Source organism: Frankia canadensis (assembly GCF_900197875.1).
GTDB classification, from domain to species: domain Bacteria; phylum Actinomycetota; class Actinomycetes; order Frankiales; family Frankiaceae; genus Frankia; species Frankia canadensis.
Genome location: NZ_FZMO01000323.1, coordinates 1 through 16,699, shown reverse-complemented (window position 1 = coordinate 16,699; position 16,699 = coordinate 1). Strand labels below are relative to the sequence as shown.

Annotated in this window: 19 protein-coding genes, 1 tRNA gene and 2 pseudogenes; 11 read left to right on the top strand and 11 right to left on the bottom strand. The window is 73.0% G+C overall.

The features are described 5' to 3' along the window. Positions 1-50 precede the first annotated feature (50 nt). Entirely contained in the window at positions 51-512 is a 462-nt protein-coding gene (locus tag C1A33_RS22120; protein ID WP_101833291.1) for an anthrone oxygenase family protein, read from the top strand. 312 nt (positions 513-824) lie between these two features. Here the strand turns inward: C1A33_RS22120 and C1A33_RS22115 are convergent, their stop codons facing one another. From C1A33_RS22115 to C1A33_RS22105, 3 genes are all read right to left on the bottom strand, one after another. Continuing rightward, on the bottom strand, positions 825-1,445 hold the full coding sequence (locus C1A33_RS22115) for a DUF305 domain-containing protein (protein WP_101833290.1): 621 nt from the start codon (positions 1,443-1,445) through the stop codon (positions 825-827). 78 nt (positions 1,446-1,523) lie between these two features. Then, a complete protein-coding gene (locus C1A33_RS22110; protein WP_101833289.1) occupies positions 1,524-2,021 on the bottom strand; it encodes a DUF6153 family protein in 498 nt (165 codons plus the stop codon). A gap of 84 nt (positions 2,022-2,105) precedes the next feature. After that, positions 2,106-3,020, bottom strand: a complete 915-nt coding sequence (locus tag C1A33_RS22105) for a C40 family peptidase (RefSeq protein WP_243407818.1) — start codon at positions 3,018-3,020, stop codon at positions 2,106-2,108. Positions 3,021-3,460: 440 nt separating this feature from the next. Here C1A33_RS22105 and C1A33_RS22100 point away from each other — a divergent pair, with 440 nt between their 5' ends. The 5 genes and pseudogenes from C1A33_RS22100 to C1A33_RS37545 all read left to right on the top strand — a co-directional run bounded on the left by C1A33_RS22100 (position 3,461) and on the right by C1A33_RS37545 (position 5,882). Beyond that, complete coding sequence (locus C1A33_RS22100) at positions 3,461-3,856, top strand: BlaI/MecI/CopY family transcriptional regulator (protein ID WP_480014663.1); 396 nt, start codon at positions 3,461-3,463, stop codon at positions 3,854-3,856. Then, positions 3,853-4,779, top strand: coding sequence for a M56 family metallopeptidase (locus C1A33_RS22095; protein ID WP_243407817.1), 927 nt, complete (start codon positions 3,853-3,855; stop codon positions 4,777-4,779). Before C1A33_RS22100 ends, C1A33_RS22095 begins: the two co-directional genes overlap by 4 nt. Positions 4,780-5,223: 444 nt before the next feature. Further along, a pseudogene (locus tag C1A33_RS38085) lies at positions 5,224-5,541 on the top strand (transposase); the annotation flags it as partial. After that, complete coding sequence (locus tag C1A33_RS38080; RefSeq protein WP_101833312.1) at positions 5,542-5,763, top strand: hypothetical protein; 222 nt, start codon at positions 5,542-5,544, stop codon at positions 5,761-5,763. After that, positions 5,760-5,882, top strand: a complete 123-nt coding sequence (locus tag C1A33_RS37545; RefSeq protein ID WP_279354683.1) for a hypothetical protein — start codon at positions 5,760-5,762, stop codon at positions 5,880-5,882. Before C1A33_RS38080 ends, C1A33_RS37545 begins: the two co-directional genes overlap by 4 nt. Here C1A33_RS37545 and C1A33_RS36945 read toward each other — a convergent pair. The 4 genes from C1A33_RS36945 to C1A33_RS35930 all read right to left on the bottom strand — a co-directional run bounded on the left by C1A33_RS36945 (position 5,870) and on the right by C1A33_RS35930 (position 7,364). After that, a complete protein-coding gene (locus C1A33_RS36945) occupies positions 5,870-6,202 on the bottom strand; it encodes a DUF4037 domain-containing protein (protein ID WP_243407816.1) in 333 nt (110 codons plus the stop codon). The genes C1A33_RS37545 and C1A33_RS36945 overlap by 13 nt on opposite strands. A 48-nt stretch (positions 6,203-6,250) precedes the next feature. Continuing rightward, positions 6,251-6,433 (bottom strand): hypothetical protein, encoded by a 183-nt coding sequence (locus C1A33_RS36940; protein ID WP_243407815.1) that lies wholly within the window; start codon positions 6,431-6,433, stop codon positions 6,251-6,253. A gap of 211 nt (positions 6,434-6,644) precedes the next feature. Then, a tRNA-Ala gene (locus C1A33_RS22070) sits at positions 6,645-6,718 on the bottom strand. Positions 6,719-6,734: 16 nt separating this feature from the next. After that, positions 6,735-7,364, bottom strand: coding sequence for a hypothetical protein (locus C1A33_RS35930; RefSeq protein WP_243407821.1), 630 nt, complete (start codon positions 7,362-7,364; stop codon positions 6,735-6,737). Between the two features lie 830 nt (positions 7,365-8,194). On the opposite strand from C1A33_RS35930, the gene C1A33_RS22060 reads away from it, so the two are divergent. Both C1A33_RS22060 and C1A33_RS36935 read left to right on the top strand, forming a co-directional pair. Continuing rightward, positions 8,195-9,496, top strand: a complete 1,302-nt coding sequence (locus tag C1A33_RS22060; protein WP_101833288.1) for a phosphoribosyltransferase family protein — start codon at positions 8,195-8,197, stop codon at positions 9,494-9,496. A 226-nt stretch (positions 9,497-9,722) separates the two neighbouring features. Continuing rightward, on the top strand, positions 9,723-10,760 hold the full coding sequence (locus C1A33_RS36935; protein ID WP_243407814.1) for a CBS domain-containing protein: 1,038 nt from the start codon (positions 9,723-9,725) through the stop codon (positions 10,758-10,760). Between the two features lie 18 nt (positions 10,761-10,778). Here C1A33_RS36935 and C1A33_RS22045 read toward each other — a convergent pair whose 3' ends face one another. Genes C1A33_RS22045 through C1A33_RS22035 form a run of 3 tightly spaced genes read right to left on the bottom strand, consistent with a single transcriptional unit; the run spans position 10,779 to position 12,869 of the window. Then, a complete protein-coding gene (locus C1A33_RS22045; RefSeq protein WP_101833287.1) occupies positions 10,779-11,510 on the bottom strand; it encodes an ABC transporter ATP-binding protein in 732 nt (243 codons plus the stop codon). Next, on the bottom strand, positions 11,507-12,454 hold the full coding sequence (locus tag C1A33_RS22040; protein WP_101833286.1) for an ABC transporter permease: 948 nt from the start codon (positions 12,452-12,454) through the stop codon (positions 11,507-11,509). The genes C1A33_RS22045 and C1A33_RS22040 overlap by 4 nt, the downstream gene beginning before the upstream one ends. Positions 12,455-12,461: 7 nt before the next feature. Next, positions 12,462-12,869: a TOBE domain-containing protein gene (locus C1A33_RS22035; protein WP_101833285.1), complete on the bottom strand. Its 408-nt coding sequence runs from the start codon at positions 12,867-12,869 to the stop codon at positions 12,462-12,464. Positions 12,870-13,101: 232 nt separating this feature from the next. On the opposite strand from C1A33_RS22035, the gene C1A33_RS22030 reads away from it, so the two are divergent. The 3 genes from C1A33_RS22030 to C1A33_RS22020 all read left to right on the top strand — a co-directional run bounded on the left by C1A33_RS22030 (position 13,102) and on the right by C1A33_RS22020 (position 15,254). Beyond that, positions 13,102-13,608, top strand: coding sequence for an NUDIX domain-containing protein (locus C1A33_RS22030; protein WP_101833284.1), 507 nt, complete (start codon positions 13,102-13,104; stop codon positions 13,606-13,608). An 82-nt stretch (positions 13,609-13,690) separates the two neighbouring features. Beyond that, positions 13,691-14,671, top strand: a complete 981-nt coding sequence (locus C1A33_RS22025) for a zinc-binding dehydrogenase (RefSeq protein ID WP_101833283.1) — start codon at positions 13,691-13,693, stop codon at positions 14,669-14,671. An 88-nt stretch (positions 14,672-14,759) separates the two neighbouring features. Further along, a complete protein-coding gene (locus C1A33_RS22020) occupies positions 14,760-15,254 on the top strand; it encodes a hypothetical protein (RefSeq protein WP_101833282.1) in 495 nt (164 codons plus the stop codon). Here C1A33_RS22020 and C1A33_RS22015 read toward each other — a convergent pair. Further along, positions 15,241-16,699 (bottom strand): annotated as a pseudogene (locus C1A33_RS22015) (hypothetical protein); the annotation flags it as partial. The gene C1A33_RS22020 and the pseudogene C1A33_RS22015 sit on opposite strands and share 14 nt — an antisense overlap.

The following is a 16,699-nucleotide window of genomic DNA, read 5'->3' as shown; positions in this document are numbered from 1 at the left end:
GTATGAAGCAAGCACCCAGCCGCGTCTGATGGATGGAGAGCCGAAAAACCATGGTCTCGGCCCTTGCCGCAGTCTCCCTCGTACTGACCGGGCTCGTCGCCGGCACGATGACCATCGGCCTGGTCGCAGTGCGCCCCGCGATGCACTCCCTGCCTACGACCACCTACGTCCTCGTCAAACAGGCGTTCGATATCAGCTACCCGAAGTTCATGAAGCCGTTGCAGATCGCCTGCCTGCTCTCGACGGTCGCTCTGGCGGTGACCGCCGCCGTGGCCGGCTCCAGGGCCTGCGCGATCCTCGCCGCGGTCGCCGCGGTGGGCGTCCTCGTCAACATCATCGTCACCGTTCGGGGTGACCTCCCGATCAACAACGCGATGGCCACCTGGACGCCGGAGGCGCCGCCGAGCGACTGGCAGTCCCAGCGGGCCCGCTGGGACCATTTCAACTCCATCCGGACGATCGCCGCGATCAGCGCCCTGGTACTGCTCGCCCTGGCGGCGACCGCGTCCTGACTCCTCTCCAGTGGCGGCCGTGACGCCGCCTTCCGTGGCAGGTCACCCGGAGAGCGCCGGCCTCGTCGATGTCGAGGCCGGCGCTCTCCGGGCTTGACTAGTACGGCCGTCCTAGTGCATCCGCCGACGCGGCGGCGGCGGACTACGACGCGTTCGTCCTGCCCGGCGGCGTCGCCAATCCCGCCGCGGCCCGTTCCGCAGGTCTGGGGGTCCGGACGCCGCGGTCCGTCTGGTGACCGCTATCGTGGGGATCGTCGTCGGGATACGTTTCTCTTCGCGTTCGGAAACGTGGCGACGCTTGGGATACCTTGGTCAGATTCTTGTGAGCAGGTTCTGCATAGTTGTAATTTCGGTTGTCTGTGTGGTCTGAATGCTGTCCGCGAGCTTCTTCGCCGGGGCGTAGCGTCCGTCGCGGATCTCCGCCTTCGCCATGGCGACCGCTCCCTGGTGATGCATGATCATCATCGTGAGGAACATCCTGTCGAAGGCTTGACCGGTTGCCATCGACATTTTCGTCATGTCCGTGTCGCTCATCATTCCGGCCATGCCACCCGGCATGGGGGTGGCCGAACCGGTTCCGCCCATGCCGTGCTCTCCCATCCCGTGTCCGCCCATGCCGGGGGTGGAGTGGGCAGGCGTGATGGGCTGGTGCCAGGTGGTGAGCCAGTCGGTCATGGTGGCGATCTCGGGCGCCTGGGCTCGGCGGATCTGCTGGGCGAGCGCCTTCACCTCCGGGTTGTGGGCCCGGGTGCTGGCCAGGTCGGCCATCGCGATCGCCTGCTGGTGATGGGGGATCATGTTCTGGGCGAAGGTGATGTCGGCGGTGTTGTGATCGGTGGCATCGGTGGCGTCGGCGGCACCGCCCCCGCTGCCGCAGGCGCTGAGTACGATCGCCGCAAAGATCGCGGGAATGAGCAGGATGAGTCGTCTCATGCTGGTTCCTTGTCTGTCCGTAGGTCCGAAGGCCGGCGCGCGGCGCGGAGATCCGGCCGGTGCGCGAGGGTGATCGGTCTACAGGCGCAGCACGCAGAGTGAGGCGAGCGAGGGAGCACGGGACCGTGGCGGACCGTCTGGCGGCGATCGTCCGGATCGGAAGGTAGCCGTCTGCGACCGTCTCCCACCGCGGCGGACCAGGTGGGCGGCCCAGCCGATCAGCAGGACGGCGGTCAGGAAACCGGTCAGGAAACCGGCCAGGCGCAGGAACGCCAGACACATCGCGCCGGCATGTCCGCTCTCGCAGTCCGGGCTGTTCCGGATGTGGTCCACCGTGAGCGGCCGTTGCCCCGGGCCGTTACCAGCCCGAGACAGGGGCGTGGCCTCGGGACGCGTTGGCATAGCGCCCACGGGCATCGATGTACCGCTGTGTGCCCCGGCGGGGGCATGCGCCTGACGGTTGACGTGGGCAGACAGCCCGCCGTGCATGAGCAGGACGCCCAGCAGCACGAGGACGAAAAGCGGGAAGACGGACAGCGAGCCCCAGGTGGTTTTCCCCCGGAGCCGGCCAATCATGGCCTCATTCTGCCCGGGACCACGTGGGTCGACGCGGACCGAAACCACGTCAACCCGCCGTCGATGGAGGGAGAGAGGAACGGGTCACCTGACCCGGCCGACGTAGTAGGTGCTGGAGTAGATGGGTTGTAGGTTGATGGTGCGCCCCGTCTGCGGCGCGGCCCACATGTAGCCGTTTCCTGCGTAGATGCCCATATGGGTAATGTTGCCTGGCGTCCCGAAGAAGATCAGGTCTCCGGGCTGCTTGCCGGATTTCGGTATCCGGATCGTGGCCTGGAACTGTTGTTGCGCCGTACGTGGCAGATTCCGGCCGAGCTGCCGGTAGACGTACTGGGCGTAGCCCGAGCAGTCGAAGGCGTAGGGGCCCGCGGCCCCCCAGACGTAGGGCTTGCCCTTCTGTAGCGAGGCGAGGTAGACGGCTTTCGCGCCGATTCCGCTCGCAGGTACTTCGGTGACCACCGACGGGGTACCCGCGATCGAGGGTGCTTCGCTGGCGCTGGTGGACTGTGTGTTCGGTGCGGTGACGGTGACCGTGGTCGCGCCGGCGAGAGAGGGGCGCAACGCGTCGGAGCCGTCGAAGACAGCGGTGAGAGTGATGGTCGACAGCAGCCGGGCGGAGATATATGCCTCGCCGGCGCCGTTGGTCCGCAGCCGGGCGGTGGTGGTCCACTTCGGGCCGTCGACCATGGCGATCCGTACCGTCGCCCCTGCGAGGGGAGTCCGTCCGTCCGCCGTGGCCGCGCGCACGGTGAAGACGACGGAGGAGTTCGGGGCAATCGTGGAACGGTCCGGGCTGATGGACACGGCGGTGAAGCTGGACGCCGAAGTCGGTTCCGCGATCGCGTCGGCGAGGGGCACGGCCTGGCGATCTGGGGTGAGCGGGTGCGAGCCGGCGATCAGGTCCGCCGTGGTGACCGGTGTGGCGGGCACGGCGGGCAGGTTGTCGGAGGTCGCCAGGGCGAACCCGGTGGACGCCGCGGCGAAACTGCCCGTGGTCATCATCGCGACGGTCGCGGCTCGGCGCTGCGCGCGCGTGAGCCGGATGCTCCGTCTGCCGAGCTGAGTGGCCTGATACAGAAGGCCGCGCCCCGCGGCGTGTGTGGTGTCCAGCGCTGGAAGCCCGTTCCCCGCGGTGCGATCCACCAAAGATCCCTCCTTCGCCCCACTCGGCTCCTAACTACTATGCCATGTAGCAGATAGGGGCAGAGCGGGCGGCCTCCGGAACGGGCGGCGCATCCGGACCTCCGTCGCAGAGCGCCAGCTGGGAAGATCCTGGGGCAACCGGTGGCCCTCGCCGCCGCGGAGTCGCCGGGAGTCGGCGACCGGGAGCTCCCTGGCATGGCGGCCGCGTGGGTGACGCGGACGCGTGCGCAGTGGTGAACTCGGGTGTCGGTATCGCGGATCGCCGCCGTGCGGGTGGGACAGGAGACGAACGGGGCGTGGTGGAACAGCTCGGCGACCTGGAGGCCGAGATCATGGATCGGGTGTGGTCGGCCCGGGGGCCGATGGCCGTGCGGGACGTCCGGGGGCTGCTTGACCGCCCGTTGGCCTACACGACGGTGATGACCGTGATGGACCGACTGTTCCGCAAGGGCTGGCTCGCCCGGGAGCGGTCGGGGAGGTCGTACCGCTACCAGCCGGCGCTCAGTCGCAGCGCGTACACGGCCCGGTTGATGAGCGAGGTGCTCTCAGGGGCCGAGGACCGGGGCCTGACGCTGCTGCACTTCGTCGAGACCATGAACGCGGCGGAGTACGAGTCGTTGCGTAGCGCCGTGCAGTGGCACGAGGGTCAGCGCAGGCGGGGCGGCGACGACGACGGGACGCCGACGGCGTGATTCCCGCCGGGCTGACCGCCTATGCCCTGCTCGTCGCCTTCGGACTCCCGCGTCCGCTGGTCGGGGCCTCATGGACGTCCCGCGCGCCCCGGCTGGCGATCAGCATGTGGCTCGCCGCGGCGGCGTCTGTCGTCGCTACCTTGATCCTCGCCCCACTCCTGCTGATCGTGCCCAACCATGCTCTGGGTGACCTACTCGTCCTGCTGGTGCAGTGGTGCGGCTGGGCGGACCATCAGCTGCCCGTGCCCACCTGGACAGCGCCGCAGGCGGCAGGCGTCGCTGGCATCCTCGGCGTGATGGCACGTCTTGGGCATGCCATCGCCGCCGTCACGCTCACCCAGCGGCGGATTCGGCACCGCACCCACCGCGACATCCGCCTTGCGGGCCGCTTCCATCCGACGCTCGACGTCGTCGTCCTCGACCACCCCCAACCCAGCGCGTTCTGCCTACCGGGACGGGACGCGACCGTCGTACTGACCGCAGGAGCGCTCCGCACTCTGCCGGCCGCCGAGCTTCGCGCGGTGATCGCACACGAGCGGACCCATCTGCGCGGCCGGCATCACCTCATCCTGACCGGCGCGGCGATCCTCGACCGGGCGTTCGGGCCCGTCTCCCTCTTCGAGGACATGCACGGTGAGCTGCGGCGGCTCGTGGAACTCGCCGCCGACGACGGCGCAACGCGCCACTGCCCCCGTCACACCGTCGCGCACGCCGTCCTGCGTCTCGCGGCCCCACCCGCGTCCGCGCTGGGCATGGGAAGCACCGCGGTCCACCAACGGGTTCTGCGCCTGCTCACCGCACAGGCACCGCTCGGCGGTCCCGCTGTCGCGGCGCGGGCCCTGCTGATCGCCGCCCTCCTCCTCACGCCGCTGACGGTCATCACCATGCCCGCCCTGAGCGACCTCGGCTACCACTGCGCCTGACCAGGACGAGCCTGCACCAGCGCCGTACCGGGAAGTCCGACGACGAGCAGAGTGACGATGGCAAGCCCCACGACCAAGCCGTAGATCGGCGTGTACCTCTTCATCTCGGTCCTCCCTCACGGCCCTGTCTCGCTTTCCCCCTGGTCCCGGGGAGCCGAGCACTTGGGCCTCCCGGGGCGGGCCGGTGGACACTCCGGAGGTGCATCGAAGTTCCCTACTAGTCTCTGTAGTAGCAGCTCGGGTGGTTGCCGTTGCCCGAGGGAGGGCGACGGAGCGGGGCAGGGTGGTCCTCCGCCCACGATGTTGTGACCCTCGCCGGGCGCGGCGGACGCCCGGCGCTGCCGGCGCCACCAGCTCGGCCAGATCTCGGGCAACTACGTCGACGGGCAAACGATCAAAGGCCTTGATCGGATTTTTCCGATCAAGGCCCTGACCTGCGAGTAGCTGTGGACCCGTTGGTGGCGCCGAGCTGGTCCCGTCGTCCCGTCAAAGGCGAGTGGCCCTCGTACTGGCCTGGCGCCGCATCCCCGGCGGCAAGCCCCAGCCGAGCTCACCGGATGGTGTGCCCGCCCGGTCCTCGCCGACGCCGGCTACGGAGACTCGGCCAAGTTCCGCCAAGAGCTCACCGATCGGAACCTGGTCTACATCGTCGGCGTGACCCACACCGCGACCGTGGCGGCCGTGCGGGGGTGCGATCCGCCGTTCAGCTCGCGTCCCGGCGGATCTTGGTGGCTGGCCACGCGCCGGTCGTATCCACGACGGGTGAGTACTCTGCGGGATGAGCTGCACAGTCTGATCGACCGCCTACCCGAGTCGCAGGTGGCGCCGATCCTGGCTCTCGTGCGCGAGAGCGCGCCCGCCGAGAGCGGCGGCGACGAGTGGCCACTGCCCTATTTCGTCGGTGCGTTGGCCAGCGGCAAGGGCGATCTCGCCACCCGTTCGGCTGAGGTCCTGCGCGCCGAACTGGGGCGCGACCCCGAGTGATTGTCTGGGACACCGGGCCGCTGATCGCCGCCGCCGACACCGACGACGAGCACCACGCCCGCAGCGTCGCTCTCATGCGGCGCACGCCCCGGCCGCTACTCGTTCCCTACCCGTCCTGACCGAAGTCTGTTTCATGCTCGAACGGGAGAAAGGAACCCGCGCCGAAGCCGCGTTCCTGCGCTCCATCAACACCGGACAGATCAGCCTGATCCCGCTTGCTCGCCAGGACCTCGACCGGATGGTCGAGCTGGTCGAGAAGTACAGCGACTTCCCACTCGGCGCCGTCGACGCCTCCGTGCTCGCTGGTGCGGCCGACGAACGGTTGCTCCTGGCTCACCCGCAGCCAGCCGGCGGCCAGGACACAGCGCCAGACATCGTCGGGATACCAGGCCAGCACTCGACGTACGGTGAGCAGATCAAGCGGGTCGTCCCGGACCACGCCGCCCGTGAGGCTGGCCAGAATCTGGGTCGGCGCCAGCAGCAGTGGTCACTTCCACCTGGTGATGTGGCCGGCCGCCGTGTCGGTCGCCGTCGGGATAGACCACCGGGACACGTCGAACAGGGCCGGCAGCCTCTCCAGAGCGACGTCGATCGGCGTGGTGTCGAAGCCCGGCGGGACGAACAGCCGCACCCGGGCGCCGAACCGAACACGACCCGAGAATCTCCCCACGGCGTCCCGTCATGAACCAGACGACTCCATGATCCCACCGCCCCGCCGACGGATAGCGCCCGCGAGCTCCCGAAGACCCGCCCGAGACCACCTGACCACCTTGGGTCAACTCCACGCCGGCCGAACGGGGGTCCGGGGGTCGCCCCCCGGGAAAACATCGCGGCCCGCCGCGAAGCCGATCAAAGATCGGCGAACACGACGGGCCGGCTCGTGGAGGTGAGGGGACTCGAACCCCTGGCCTCCTCCGTGCGAGGGAGGCGCTCTACCAGGCTGAGCTACACCCCCTGGAAGTAACTGCAGCTTACAGGATGACGGGGGGCATGTGACGACCACCCCCCGCCGAGGAGGCGGAGACCGGGCGGGCGGACATGACGGGGGAGGTGGCGAGGGCGGGTTGGCCGGACCGTCCCGTGCGGGCCGCCGGAATGGTGATCTCTTCGGGGGTCTCGTGTCGTGTGGTCGGGCGGGCCGCCTGGCCGGCGGAGGGCGGGGCGGTGGCCTGGAGGACGGCCGCGGTGGCTGTCGGGTCGGCGAGGGTGGCCAGCAGGTGGTCGAAGAGGCGGGCCGCGGTGTCCGGGCGCAGCAGGCCGGCCTCGTGACCGCGCCAGCCCCAGGCGTCCGAGCCGTCCAGGATGACCTCCCGGTCGGGGCCCGCGTCGCCGGGGAAGGCGAGTCGCGCGTCCGTGGGGGGTGGCGTGCCGTCGAGCGGGCTGTGGACCCACAGCTGCAGCGATTCCTCGGGGCACCAGGACGCGTCCCGCACGGCGACCTGCCACGCCGCCCGACCGGGCCGGTACGCGGCCAGGCGGATGGCCGTCCCCCGGCAGCGGAAGTGCAGACCGACGCCGTCGCCGCGGACGCCGCGGACATCGACGGGCACCGCGCAGCTGCCGGGGCAGACCAGGTACCCGTCGGCTCGCAACCGGTTCATCCATGCCATGAAGGACACGGCTGACGCTGCCTTCCTGCTGGGTGCGGACGGATGACGACGTGGTGGGACGTGAGGCGGACGGGGTGCTGTCCACCGACTGGCCGATGTGACCGTTCTGGCACCGACACCGGACCTGAGCGTCGAGGTCCGGCTCCCGATCAGCCGTCGAATCGGCGGCGACGACCGGCGTGCACCGGTCGGGTCCCCCGGGTCGATCCCACGGCTGTGGCCGCGGCCGGCGTGAGCGTCGGATCTGGACATGCGGGCGGCGGGGATTGCCGGTGGGGTACCGGGATCATCCTGCGGCCGGGCTCGGCGCGGTGGGCTCCGAGATCCCTCGCGCCCTGGGCGGCGCCGGTGCTTACCGGGCCGCGCGGACCCTTCGCGTGGCGATGGGCCTCAGTGGGCGCGAGGGCTGGGACAACACGGACAGGCTCCGGGACGACAGACCACCTGCCACGCCCAGTGAGGGGCGCGGCCGTGCTGCAAGCGGAGCGTCACCTGCTCGATTATGCACGGTCTCGTGGGCGGCTGCCGCCGCGCGACGGCCGCCGGCGACCAATGTGATGGTCAGTGGCCCTATGCCAGTTCGGCACCTGTTCTTCGGGACATCCGCCGCTTCCTGGCGCCTGTCGAGGTGGGCGCGAGGGGGACGCGGGCAGGGCCGCAGGCCCGGCGCCGGATCCAGTGTGGATGGCCCGATCGGGTGACGGTGTCCGGGCACCGGGCGCCATGGCCCGGGTGGGGATCGGGCCGCACGATGGGGGCATCACCACCGCAGGCGGCATCGGCTCGAGGCCGGCCGCCCGTCGGGAGGGCGGTGAACCATCGTGATCTTCGAGAGTCGTGCGGACGCCGGGCGGCGGCTCGCGGGCCGGTTGGCGCACCTGCGCGGACAGGACGTGGTCGTGCTGGGACTGCCGCGCGGCGGTGTCCCGGTCGGGTTCGAGGTCGCGCGGACGCTCGCCGCACCGCTCGACGTGATGCTCGTTCGCAAGATCGGCGTGCCCTCCCAGCCCGAACTGGCGATGGGGGCCATCGCCGAGGGCGGCGTGCGGGTGGTCAACGAGGAGGCCATCCGCCTGGCCCGGGTGGGCCAGGACGACTTCGCGCGGGTGGAGGCCAGGGAGGCCGTCGAGCTGGAGCGGCGGGGCCGGCTGTTCCGCGCCGGCCGTCCGCGCGTGCCGTTGCTGGGCCGCGCGGTGGTCGTCGTCGACGACGGGATCGCCACCGGGTCGACCGCGCTCGCCGCCTGCCGGGCGGTACGGGCCCAGGGCGCCGCGCGCATCGTGCTCGCCGCCCCGGTCGCCGCCCGCGACCGGGTCGCCTGGCTGCGGCAGGAGGCCGATGACGTGGTCTGCGTCCAGACACCGGAGACGTTCTTCGGCGTCGGCGAGTTCTACACCGACTTCGCCCAGACCGGCGACGAGGAGGTCGTGGATCTGCTGCGGCAGGCGGCCGGCGGCATCGGCCGTGGCGCCGACGTCGAGATCCCGGCCCCCGCCCCCACCCACCTGGAGGGTCGGCTCACCGTGCCCGCGCGTCCCCGCGGCGTCGTGGCCTTCGCGCACGGCAGCGGCAGCAGCCGGCACAGCCCCCGCAACCGGCTCGTCGCCGACACCCTGGTGGCGGCCGGCTTCGCCACCCTGCTGTTCGACCTGCTCACCGGCGACGAGGAGGAGGACGTCGGGAACGTCTTCGACATCGGGCTGCTGGCCCGCCGGCTGCTGGCCGCCACCGCCTGGCTGCGGGGCGAGCCGTCGCTGGCAGGGGCGCCGGTGGGCTGGTTCGGCGCGAGCACCGGAGCGGCGGCCGCCCTGTGGGCCGCGGGGGAACCCGGCTGCGGCGTGGCCGCCATCGTCTCCCGGGGCGGCAGGCCGGACCTGGCTCGCGACCGGCTGGCGGCGGTGCGCGCGCCTACCCTGCTGATCGTCGGCGGGCGAGACGATCGCGTCCTCGACCTCAACGAATGGGCCCGCCAGCGCCTCACCGGCTGCCCGAACCGCCTGGAGATCGTCCCCGGGGCGACCCACCTGTTCACCGAGCCCGATGCTCTGGCCCGGGTCGCGACCTTCGCCCGGGACTGGTTCGTCGACCGGATGACCATCCGACGCCAGGCACGTTCCGCCTGACCGGGTCCTCCCGCCAGCCGTACCAGGCCCTGCCAGTCGGGTCATCGCCTCGTCGGATCGGGGCACCGCGAGTGGCCTCAGACGAGGGCGTTGTACCAGGTGTCATCAGGTGCCTACGGCTCGGAAACGGGGAACGTACAGGAGGGAACCGTGGGGCCCCATCGCCCGCGCACGCGCACGCGCCATGGGCCGTCACGCACGGTGGGCAGAGCGGAGGGGGAGGATCATGGCCTACGTCGGCTCGATGATCAGCAGGCCGCCGGTGACCGTCGACAGAAGCACCACGATCGCCGACGCCGCCCGGCGGATGGCGCGGACGGGCGTGGGCGCGCTGTTGGTGGTCGACGGCGACCGGCTTGTCGGCATCGTCACCGATCGCGACATCGTGGTCCGTGGGCTGGCGCGGGACGTCGCCGCCGATGGCCGCATCGACGCCCTGATGACCACGAACGTGGTCACGATTCCCGCCGGGATGGGCGTCGAGCGGGCCTACGAGATCTTCCGCGGCCATGCCCTGCGACGGCTGCCAGTGCTCGACGGCCGCCGCATCGTCGGCATGGTCACCGTCGACGATCTGCTCGTCCGCAGCGAGCGGGAGATGGCGGACCTGGTCCATCCGCTGCGCGATGAGACGTTCGCCCCGCGCCACGAACCCACCCCGCCGGTGGCCGTCGGCGCCGTTCCGGCGGCCAGCCCGACGTCATCGGTCGCAACCACGCCGTCGGCCGGATCCATGTCGTCCATGGGCAGCATGTCGTCGGCCGGAACCATGTCGTCGGCCGGAACCATGTCCTCCCCAGGGACCATGTCCTCGATCGGGAAGGCCGCGTCGGCTGGGAAGGCCGCGTCGGCTGGAAAGGCAGCTTCGGCTGGGAAGGCGGCGTCCGAGGGGGCGGCCTCCCGCGGGGCGCCGGCGGGAGCGGCGGCGTCCGCTCGGGCAGTGGCGGCGTCGTCGGCCGGGGCGGCGCCGGACGACGAGATGACGGTGGACGTCGAGATCTCGCGGTCGGACGTCTTCCCCCGCCGGACGGGTGTGCTGCGGGCCCACCCCGGTGACGTGCTGATCGTCCACAGCCACGTACCCCACACGGCGGACCGGTCGGGGGAGATCTTCGAGACGCGCTCGGACGCGGGCGACCCGCCCTTCGCCGTGCGCTGGACCGACACCGGGCAGGTCAGCTTCGTCTTCCCCGGCCCGGACGCGGAGGTCCGGCACCGCAACGGCAGCTGCGCCACGTTCGTCGGCGCCGGCGCCGAGCGGTAGGACGCGCCCGCCCGCGGCTCAGGTGCCGGCGAGATCGACCAGGCGGCCCGCATTGAGGGCGATGGTGCGGTCGGCCAGCACCTCGGCGTCCACCGGGTCGTGCGTGACGATGAGCACGGGCGCGGACAGGTCCGGCAGGACACCGCGCAGGAACGCCCGCACCTCGCCGCGGGTGGTGGTGTCCAGCGCCGCGAGCGGCTCGTCGAGCAGCAGTAGCCGCGGCTGGGTGGCCAGCGCCCGGGCGAGGGCGACCCGCTGCCCCTGACCGCCGGACAGCGCGCCGGGCCGGCGGTCGGCCAGCTCGCCGACGCCGAACCGGGCCAGCCAGGTGTCGGCCTGCGCCCGGGCGGCCTTGCCGCGCAGGCCGAGGCGGGCCCGCAGGCCGAAGGCGACGTTCTCCCGGGCCCGCAGATGTGGGAACAGCAGGTAGTCCTGGAACACGACCCCCACCGGACGTCGCTCGCAGGGCACGAACACCCGCTCGGCCGGGTCGTCGAGGACCTCGCCGGCCAGCGAGATCCGGCCCTCGTCGATCGGGAGCAGGCCGGCCAGCGCGCGCAGCAGTGTGCTCTTGCCGGCGCCGCTTCGACCGAGGACGGCGACCGTCTCGCCCCGCTCCACCCGCAGCCCGACATCGAGGACGAACTCGCCCCGGCGAACCGCGATCCGGGCGTCGAGGCCCTGCGCCGCTGCCGCGGCGGCCGCTGTGCCGCCGACCACATCCGTGCTCTCGGGCTGGCCGGGGCTCACCGGGGATCTCCGTCCGCCGGGATGTCGCGGGTCGCGCCGGCGCGCGGGAGCCGACGGGCGCCACCCAGACGGCGGGCGCCGGGCAGCCAGTTCGCACGCAGCGTCACCAGAACGGCGACACACACCGCCAGCAGAACGAGTGACAGCGCGATGGCCGCGTCCGGATCGCTCTCGAGCGCCAGGTAGACAGACAGCGGCATCGTCTGCGTGCTGCCGGGGAAGTTGCCGGCGAAGGTGATCGTCGCGCCGAACTCGCCGAGTGCCCGGGCCCAGCACAGCGCGGCCCCGGCGGCCACCGCGGGGGCGACGAGCGGGACCGTCACCCGCCGGAACGTCGTCCACGGGTCGGCGCCGAGGGTCGCCGCAGCGTCCTCGTAGCGGCGATCGGCGCTGTTCAGCGCCCCCTCCACCGAGACGACGAGGAACGGCATCGCCACGAACGTCTGCGCCACCACCACGCCGGTGCTGGTGAATGGCAGGGTGATCCCGAACCAGTCGTCCAGCCGTTCCCCGAGCACGCCGCGCCGGCCCAGCGCCAGCAGCAGCGCCACGCCGCCGACGACCGGCGGCAGCACCAGCGGCAGCGTGACCAGCGCCCGCAGCAGGGTCCGGCCGGGGAAGCGGGTGCGGGCCAGCAGCCAGGCCAGCGGAATGCCGAACACCAGCGACAACGCGGTTGCCTCGGTGGCGGTGCGCAGCGACAGCAGCAGGGCCTGCCGGACGCTCTTCTCCGTGATCAGCCTGGGCAGCCCGGACCACGGGGTGCGGATCAGCAGCCCGACGAGCGGAAGCAGCAGGAACAGGACGGCCACCGCCGCCGGCACCCACAGGGCCCACGGGACGCGCCGGCGGGTCTCGCGGCGCACGGCGCGGGCAGCACCGCGTGGGCCCTGCCGCCGCGACGGCAGGGCCCACGGCAGCGAGGTACCACCTGGGCTCGTCATCGACGGTTCAGCGGCGCTCGGGCATCTCGATGACGACGTTGGTGGACTTCACCGCGCCCACCGCGAGGACACCGGGCTCCAGGCCCAGCTCGTCCGCCGCCTCGCGGCTCATCAGCGACACCAGTCGGTGCGGGCCGGCCTGGATCTCGACCTGGGCCATCACCGTGTCGCGGGTGACCCGGGTGATGATGCCGGGGAAGCGGTTGCGGGCGGACTCCGCCACGACGGGTATCGTGGAACTTCCCTGCTCGCCCGCCAGGTCCTTGGCGAACTCGGCCAGGTTGGCGCCTTCGATGGCCCGGCGGCCCGCGTCGTCGTGGATGGTCGGCAGCCGGCCGCTGTCCGCCCACCGGCGGACGGTGTCGTCACTGACACCGAGCAGCGTCGCCGCCTCGCTGATCCGGAATGTCGGCATGCAGTGATGGTAACCCCGCAGCTTCGGTGTTTCCCGAAAGATTTACCCGATTTTGCGACGATTCCGGCCAGGTTCTGCCGCTGCCGCGGAGTTCGTGCCTGGGGTTCGTGGCGGGTTGGTCGTGGGCTTGCCCGGCCTGGTCCGGGCGGGATGCCCCGTTGGCGCCCGGCATCCGGCCCCGGCGGGGCACGATGCGGAGGTCACCACGTTCACCCCCGTCCCTGGAGCACCCGTGACCCTCCCCGAGAGCCTGTTCGCCACCGCCCCGATCGCCGACGGGACGAGGCCCGATCCGTCGCGCCGGGCCGCGGGACCGGTGCGGATCAACGTCCGCGCGCTGCTCGTCGAGGGGGACCGCATCCTGCTGGCCAACGTGCGCGGCCAGTCGACCTTCCACCTGCCCGGCGGGCGGGTGCCCCCGGGCGACTCGGTCCAGACGGCGCTGCGCCGCCTGCTCGACGAGCAGGCCGGCATCGACGCGGACCAGGTGACGTTCGTCGGCTGCGTGGAGACCACCGGGGTCGAGCACGGCGAACCGGTCGCGGAGCTCGACGTCGTCTTCGCGGTGGACAGATCGTGGGCGGGCGAGTTCGGCAGCCGGCTCGACGACCTGGACATCGTCTCGGCCTCCCTGGCCAGCCTGTCCGATCTCCAGCTGCGGCCCGACGTGCTGCGCCAACTCATCCCCGACTGGCTGCTGCACGCCCGGCCGGCCTGGTACGGCGCGTCGGGCCGCTGACGTCCGGGCGGGGTTGACCTCACGTCGGCTTCAGCTCCTAGCCTCGGGCGGACGCACCGTCTCCCGACCTGGAGAGCAGATCATGTACGCCATCCGGCTGCACGAGTTCGGCCCCGCGGACAACCTTCGGTACGAGGAGGTGGACGATCCGCGGCCCGGTCCCGGCGAGGTGCGGATCGCCGTGGAGGCCGCCGGGGTGCATCTCATCGACACCCGGCTGCGGGCGGGGGTCGCGTCGGGCCCACTCGCCGTGCCGTCGCTGCCGACCATCCCCGGACGCGAGGTGGCCGGGACCGTCGACGCGGTGGGCGACAACGTCGACGAGGGCTGGCTGGGACAGCGGGTCGTCGCCCATCTCGGGCCGCGCGGGCAGGGCTACGCGCAGCTCGCCGTCCGCGAGGTCGAGCACGTCCACCCGGTGGCGCCCGCGCTCGACGCTTCCACCGCCGTCGCGATGATCGGGACCGGGCGCACCGCCCTCGGCGTTCTCGACGTCGCCGAACTGACCGCGGACGACGTCGTCCTGATCACCGCGGCCGCCGGTGGTCTCGGTAGCCTGCTCGTGCAGGCGGCGCGCAACGCGGGCGCCGTCGCCGTCGGGCTCGCCGGGGGAGCGGCGAAGACCGCCGCGGTGCGTCGCCTCGGCGCCGACGTGGCCGTCGACTACCGCCGGCCCGGCTGGCCGGACGAGGTGCGCGCCGCGCTCGACGGGCGCTCGGTCACGGTGACCCTCGACGGCGTCGGGGGCGACACCGGCCGCGCCGCGCTGGAGCTGACCGGTCCGGCCGGCCGGTTCCTCGTGTTCGGCTGGTCCGCCGGTGCCCCCACACCGATCACCACGGCGGACGTGGTGCAGCGAGGCCTGCTGGTCGCGTCCGTCCTGGGCGCTCGGATGCTGCGCCGGCCCGGCGGGCTGGCCGCGCTGGAGGAGGCCGCGCTGGCCGCGGCGACCGCCGGGACGCTCGTCCCCGCGGTTCACACCTTCCCGTTGGCCGAGGCGGCGGCGGCACACGCGGCGCTGGAGAACCGGGGCACCATCGGCAAGGTCGTTCTGCTCACCTGAGTCCGCGGCCGGCCGGCATGCGCTGTCCCCCCGGCTACAGTCGCGGAGTGTCATTTTCCTGCGCGATCCTGGGCGTGAGGGTGCCGGCGTGCTTGTCGTCGGTGTGACAGGCCATCGCGGACTCACCGACGAGCAGCGCGCGTTCGTCGCCGGCGAGCTGTGGCGGCTGCTGGCGCCGCTGTCCCCCGGCGGTTTCGCGGGCATCAGCTGCCTGGCCGACGGGGCCGACACCGTGTTCGCCGACGTCGTCCTCAAGCTCGGCGGACGGTTGATCTCGGTGATTCCCGCGGCCGGCTACCGGGAGCTCCAGCCGGCCGACCACCGTCCCGAGTACGACCGGCTGGTGCGCAGCTCCGCCGAGGTCCGCCGGCAGGATCGGCCCAGCCCCGACCCGGCGAGCCTGATGCTCGCGAGCCGCGTGCTCGTCGACTCCTCCGACCGGATCATCGCGGTCTGGGACGGGCTGCCCGCCCGTGGCTACGGCGGCACGGCGGACGTCGTCGACTACGCGCGGCTGCGCGGCCGGCCCGTGCAGATCATCTGGCCGGACGGCGACGTCCGCGGCCCGGCTAGCGGGGAGTGAGCGGCACGATGCCGATGGGCACCGCGGTGAGGCCCGAGCTGGAGCCCCCCGCGGCGCTCCCGCCACCCGTGGCCGCGCCCGCGGTCGCCGTTGCGGTGCCCTGCTGGACCGTGGTGCTCTGACCGGTGCCCGTCTGGGCCGTGGCCGCGCCTGCCTGGGCGGCGCCCGTGGTGGCCTGTCCGCCAGCACCCGCCTGGGCCACGGCGGTGGTGGTCTGGGTGGTCGACGGGGGCGAGGGGTTCTGTGCCGGCTGGGCTGCCACCGCGGCGGCGGCCGTGCCGGCGGCCGGGATACGGCCCATCGGCCGGTTGACGGTGCCGGGGCTCGTGCCGGTGTTGGTTCCGGCCTGGACAGGCGGGGCGGCGGCTGCCTCGACGGCGGAGTGCTCCGGGGTGGCGGGCGTGCCCGGCGCGGCGGGGGTGGCCGGCTCCGTGGGAGTCAGCGGTGTGATCAGTAGGCCGGCCGGCGGCTCCGGGGCCGAGCGCGCGTCGCTGCCGGGTGCGCTCGGCTGGGTGGCTGGTGGGGATGCCGCGTCGGGCCGGCTGGCGGCCGCGAGGCGCAGCGTGCTGAGCGCGAGATCCTCGGCGGCGAGGCTGCCCTGCTGATCCTGCTCGGTGGGGGCGAGCGGGTCGCTGCCCCGACCTGACGGCGCGCCCGTCACCGTGTCCGCCGGATCGGTGGACCGGGGCACCGCCGGGGCGGGGACGCGGGCGGAATCCCGGCCGGTCGCCGGATTCCGGTCGGCGGAGCGGCTGGCGGCGGGACCGTCCGGTCGCGTGTCGTGCAGCGGGGCCTGGGCGCCGGTCGTCACGTCGTCACTGGCGGCGCTGAGACCCGCGGCGGTGGCGGCGGCCGCCACGGCGGCCACGGCCGCCACCGCGAGCGCGGCGACCGGGCGGCCGCGCAGCCGCCGACGCCGCTCCGACTCCGTCGCCGGTGCCGACTCGGCCAGACGGCGCACCCGCGGGTCTGCCTCCTCACGCGCCGCGGACGCGCCGCCGGCGCTCGCACCAGCGCCGGACGCCGCCGATGCCGCCGCGGCGGCCCGGGAGGGCGCCCGCGCCGCGCCGCGCGGTGGCGGCAGCGGTGTGGGCGGCAGGCCGTCCAACGGCGGCAGGAGAAGGCTGACCATGTCCAGGTCCGGCGCCGCGGCCTCGGTGCCGGGCGGGTCGCCGTCCCGCCCGGTGACCCGAGCGTGGTCCCGGGGCGCTGGCCTCTGCCGTCCACCCGACCGTCCAGCCGTTGCGGACCGGCCCGCGGACGGGGCCTGGGCGCCGTCCCGCGAGGTGCCGTCCGCACCGGCGTCGGCGCGGGCGGCGCCGGGACGGGAGGCGCCTGCTCGGGCGGCGCTGTGGCGCCCGCCGCCGGCCCGCGCCTCTGAGTCGCGGGCCCGGCCCGGTCGCGGCCGGTCCTCGGCGGGCGGCTCGGCGGCGGGGCGTGGATGC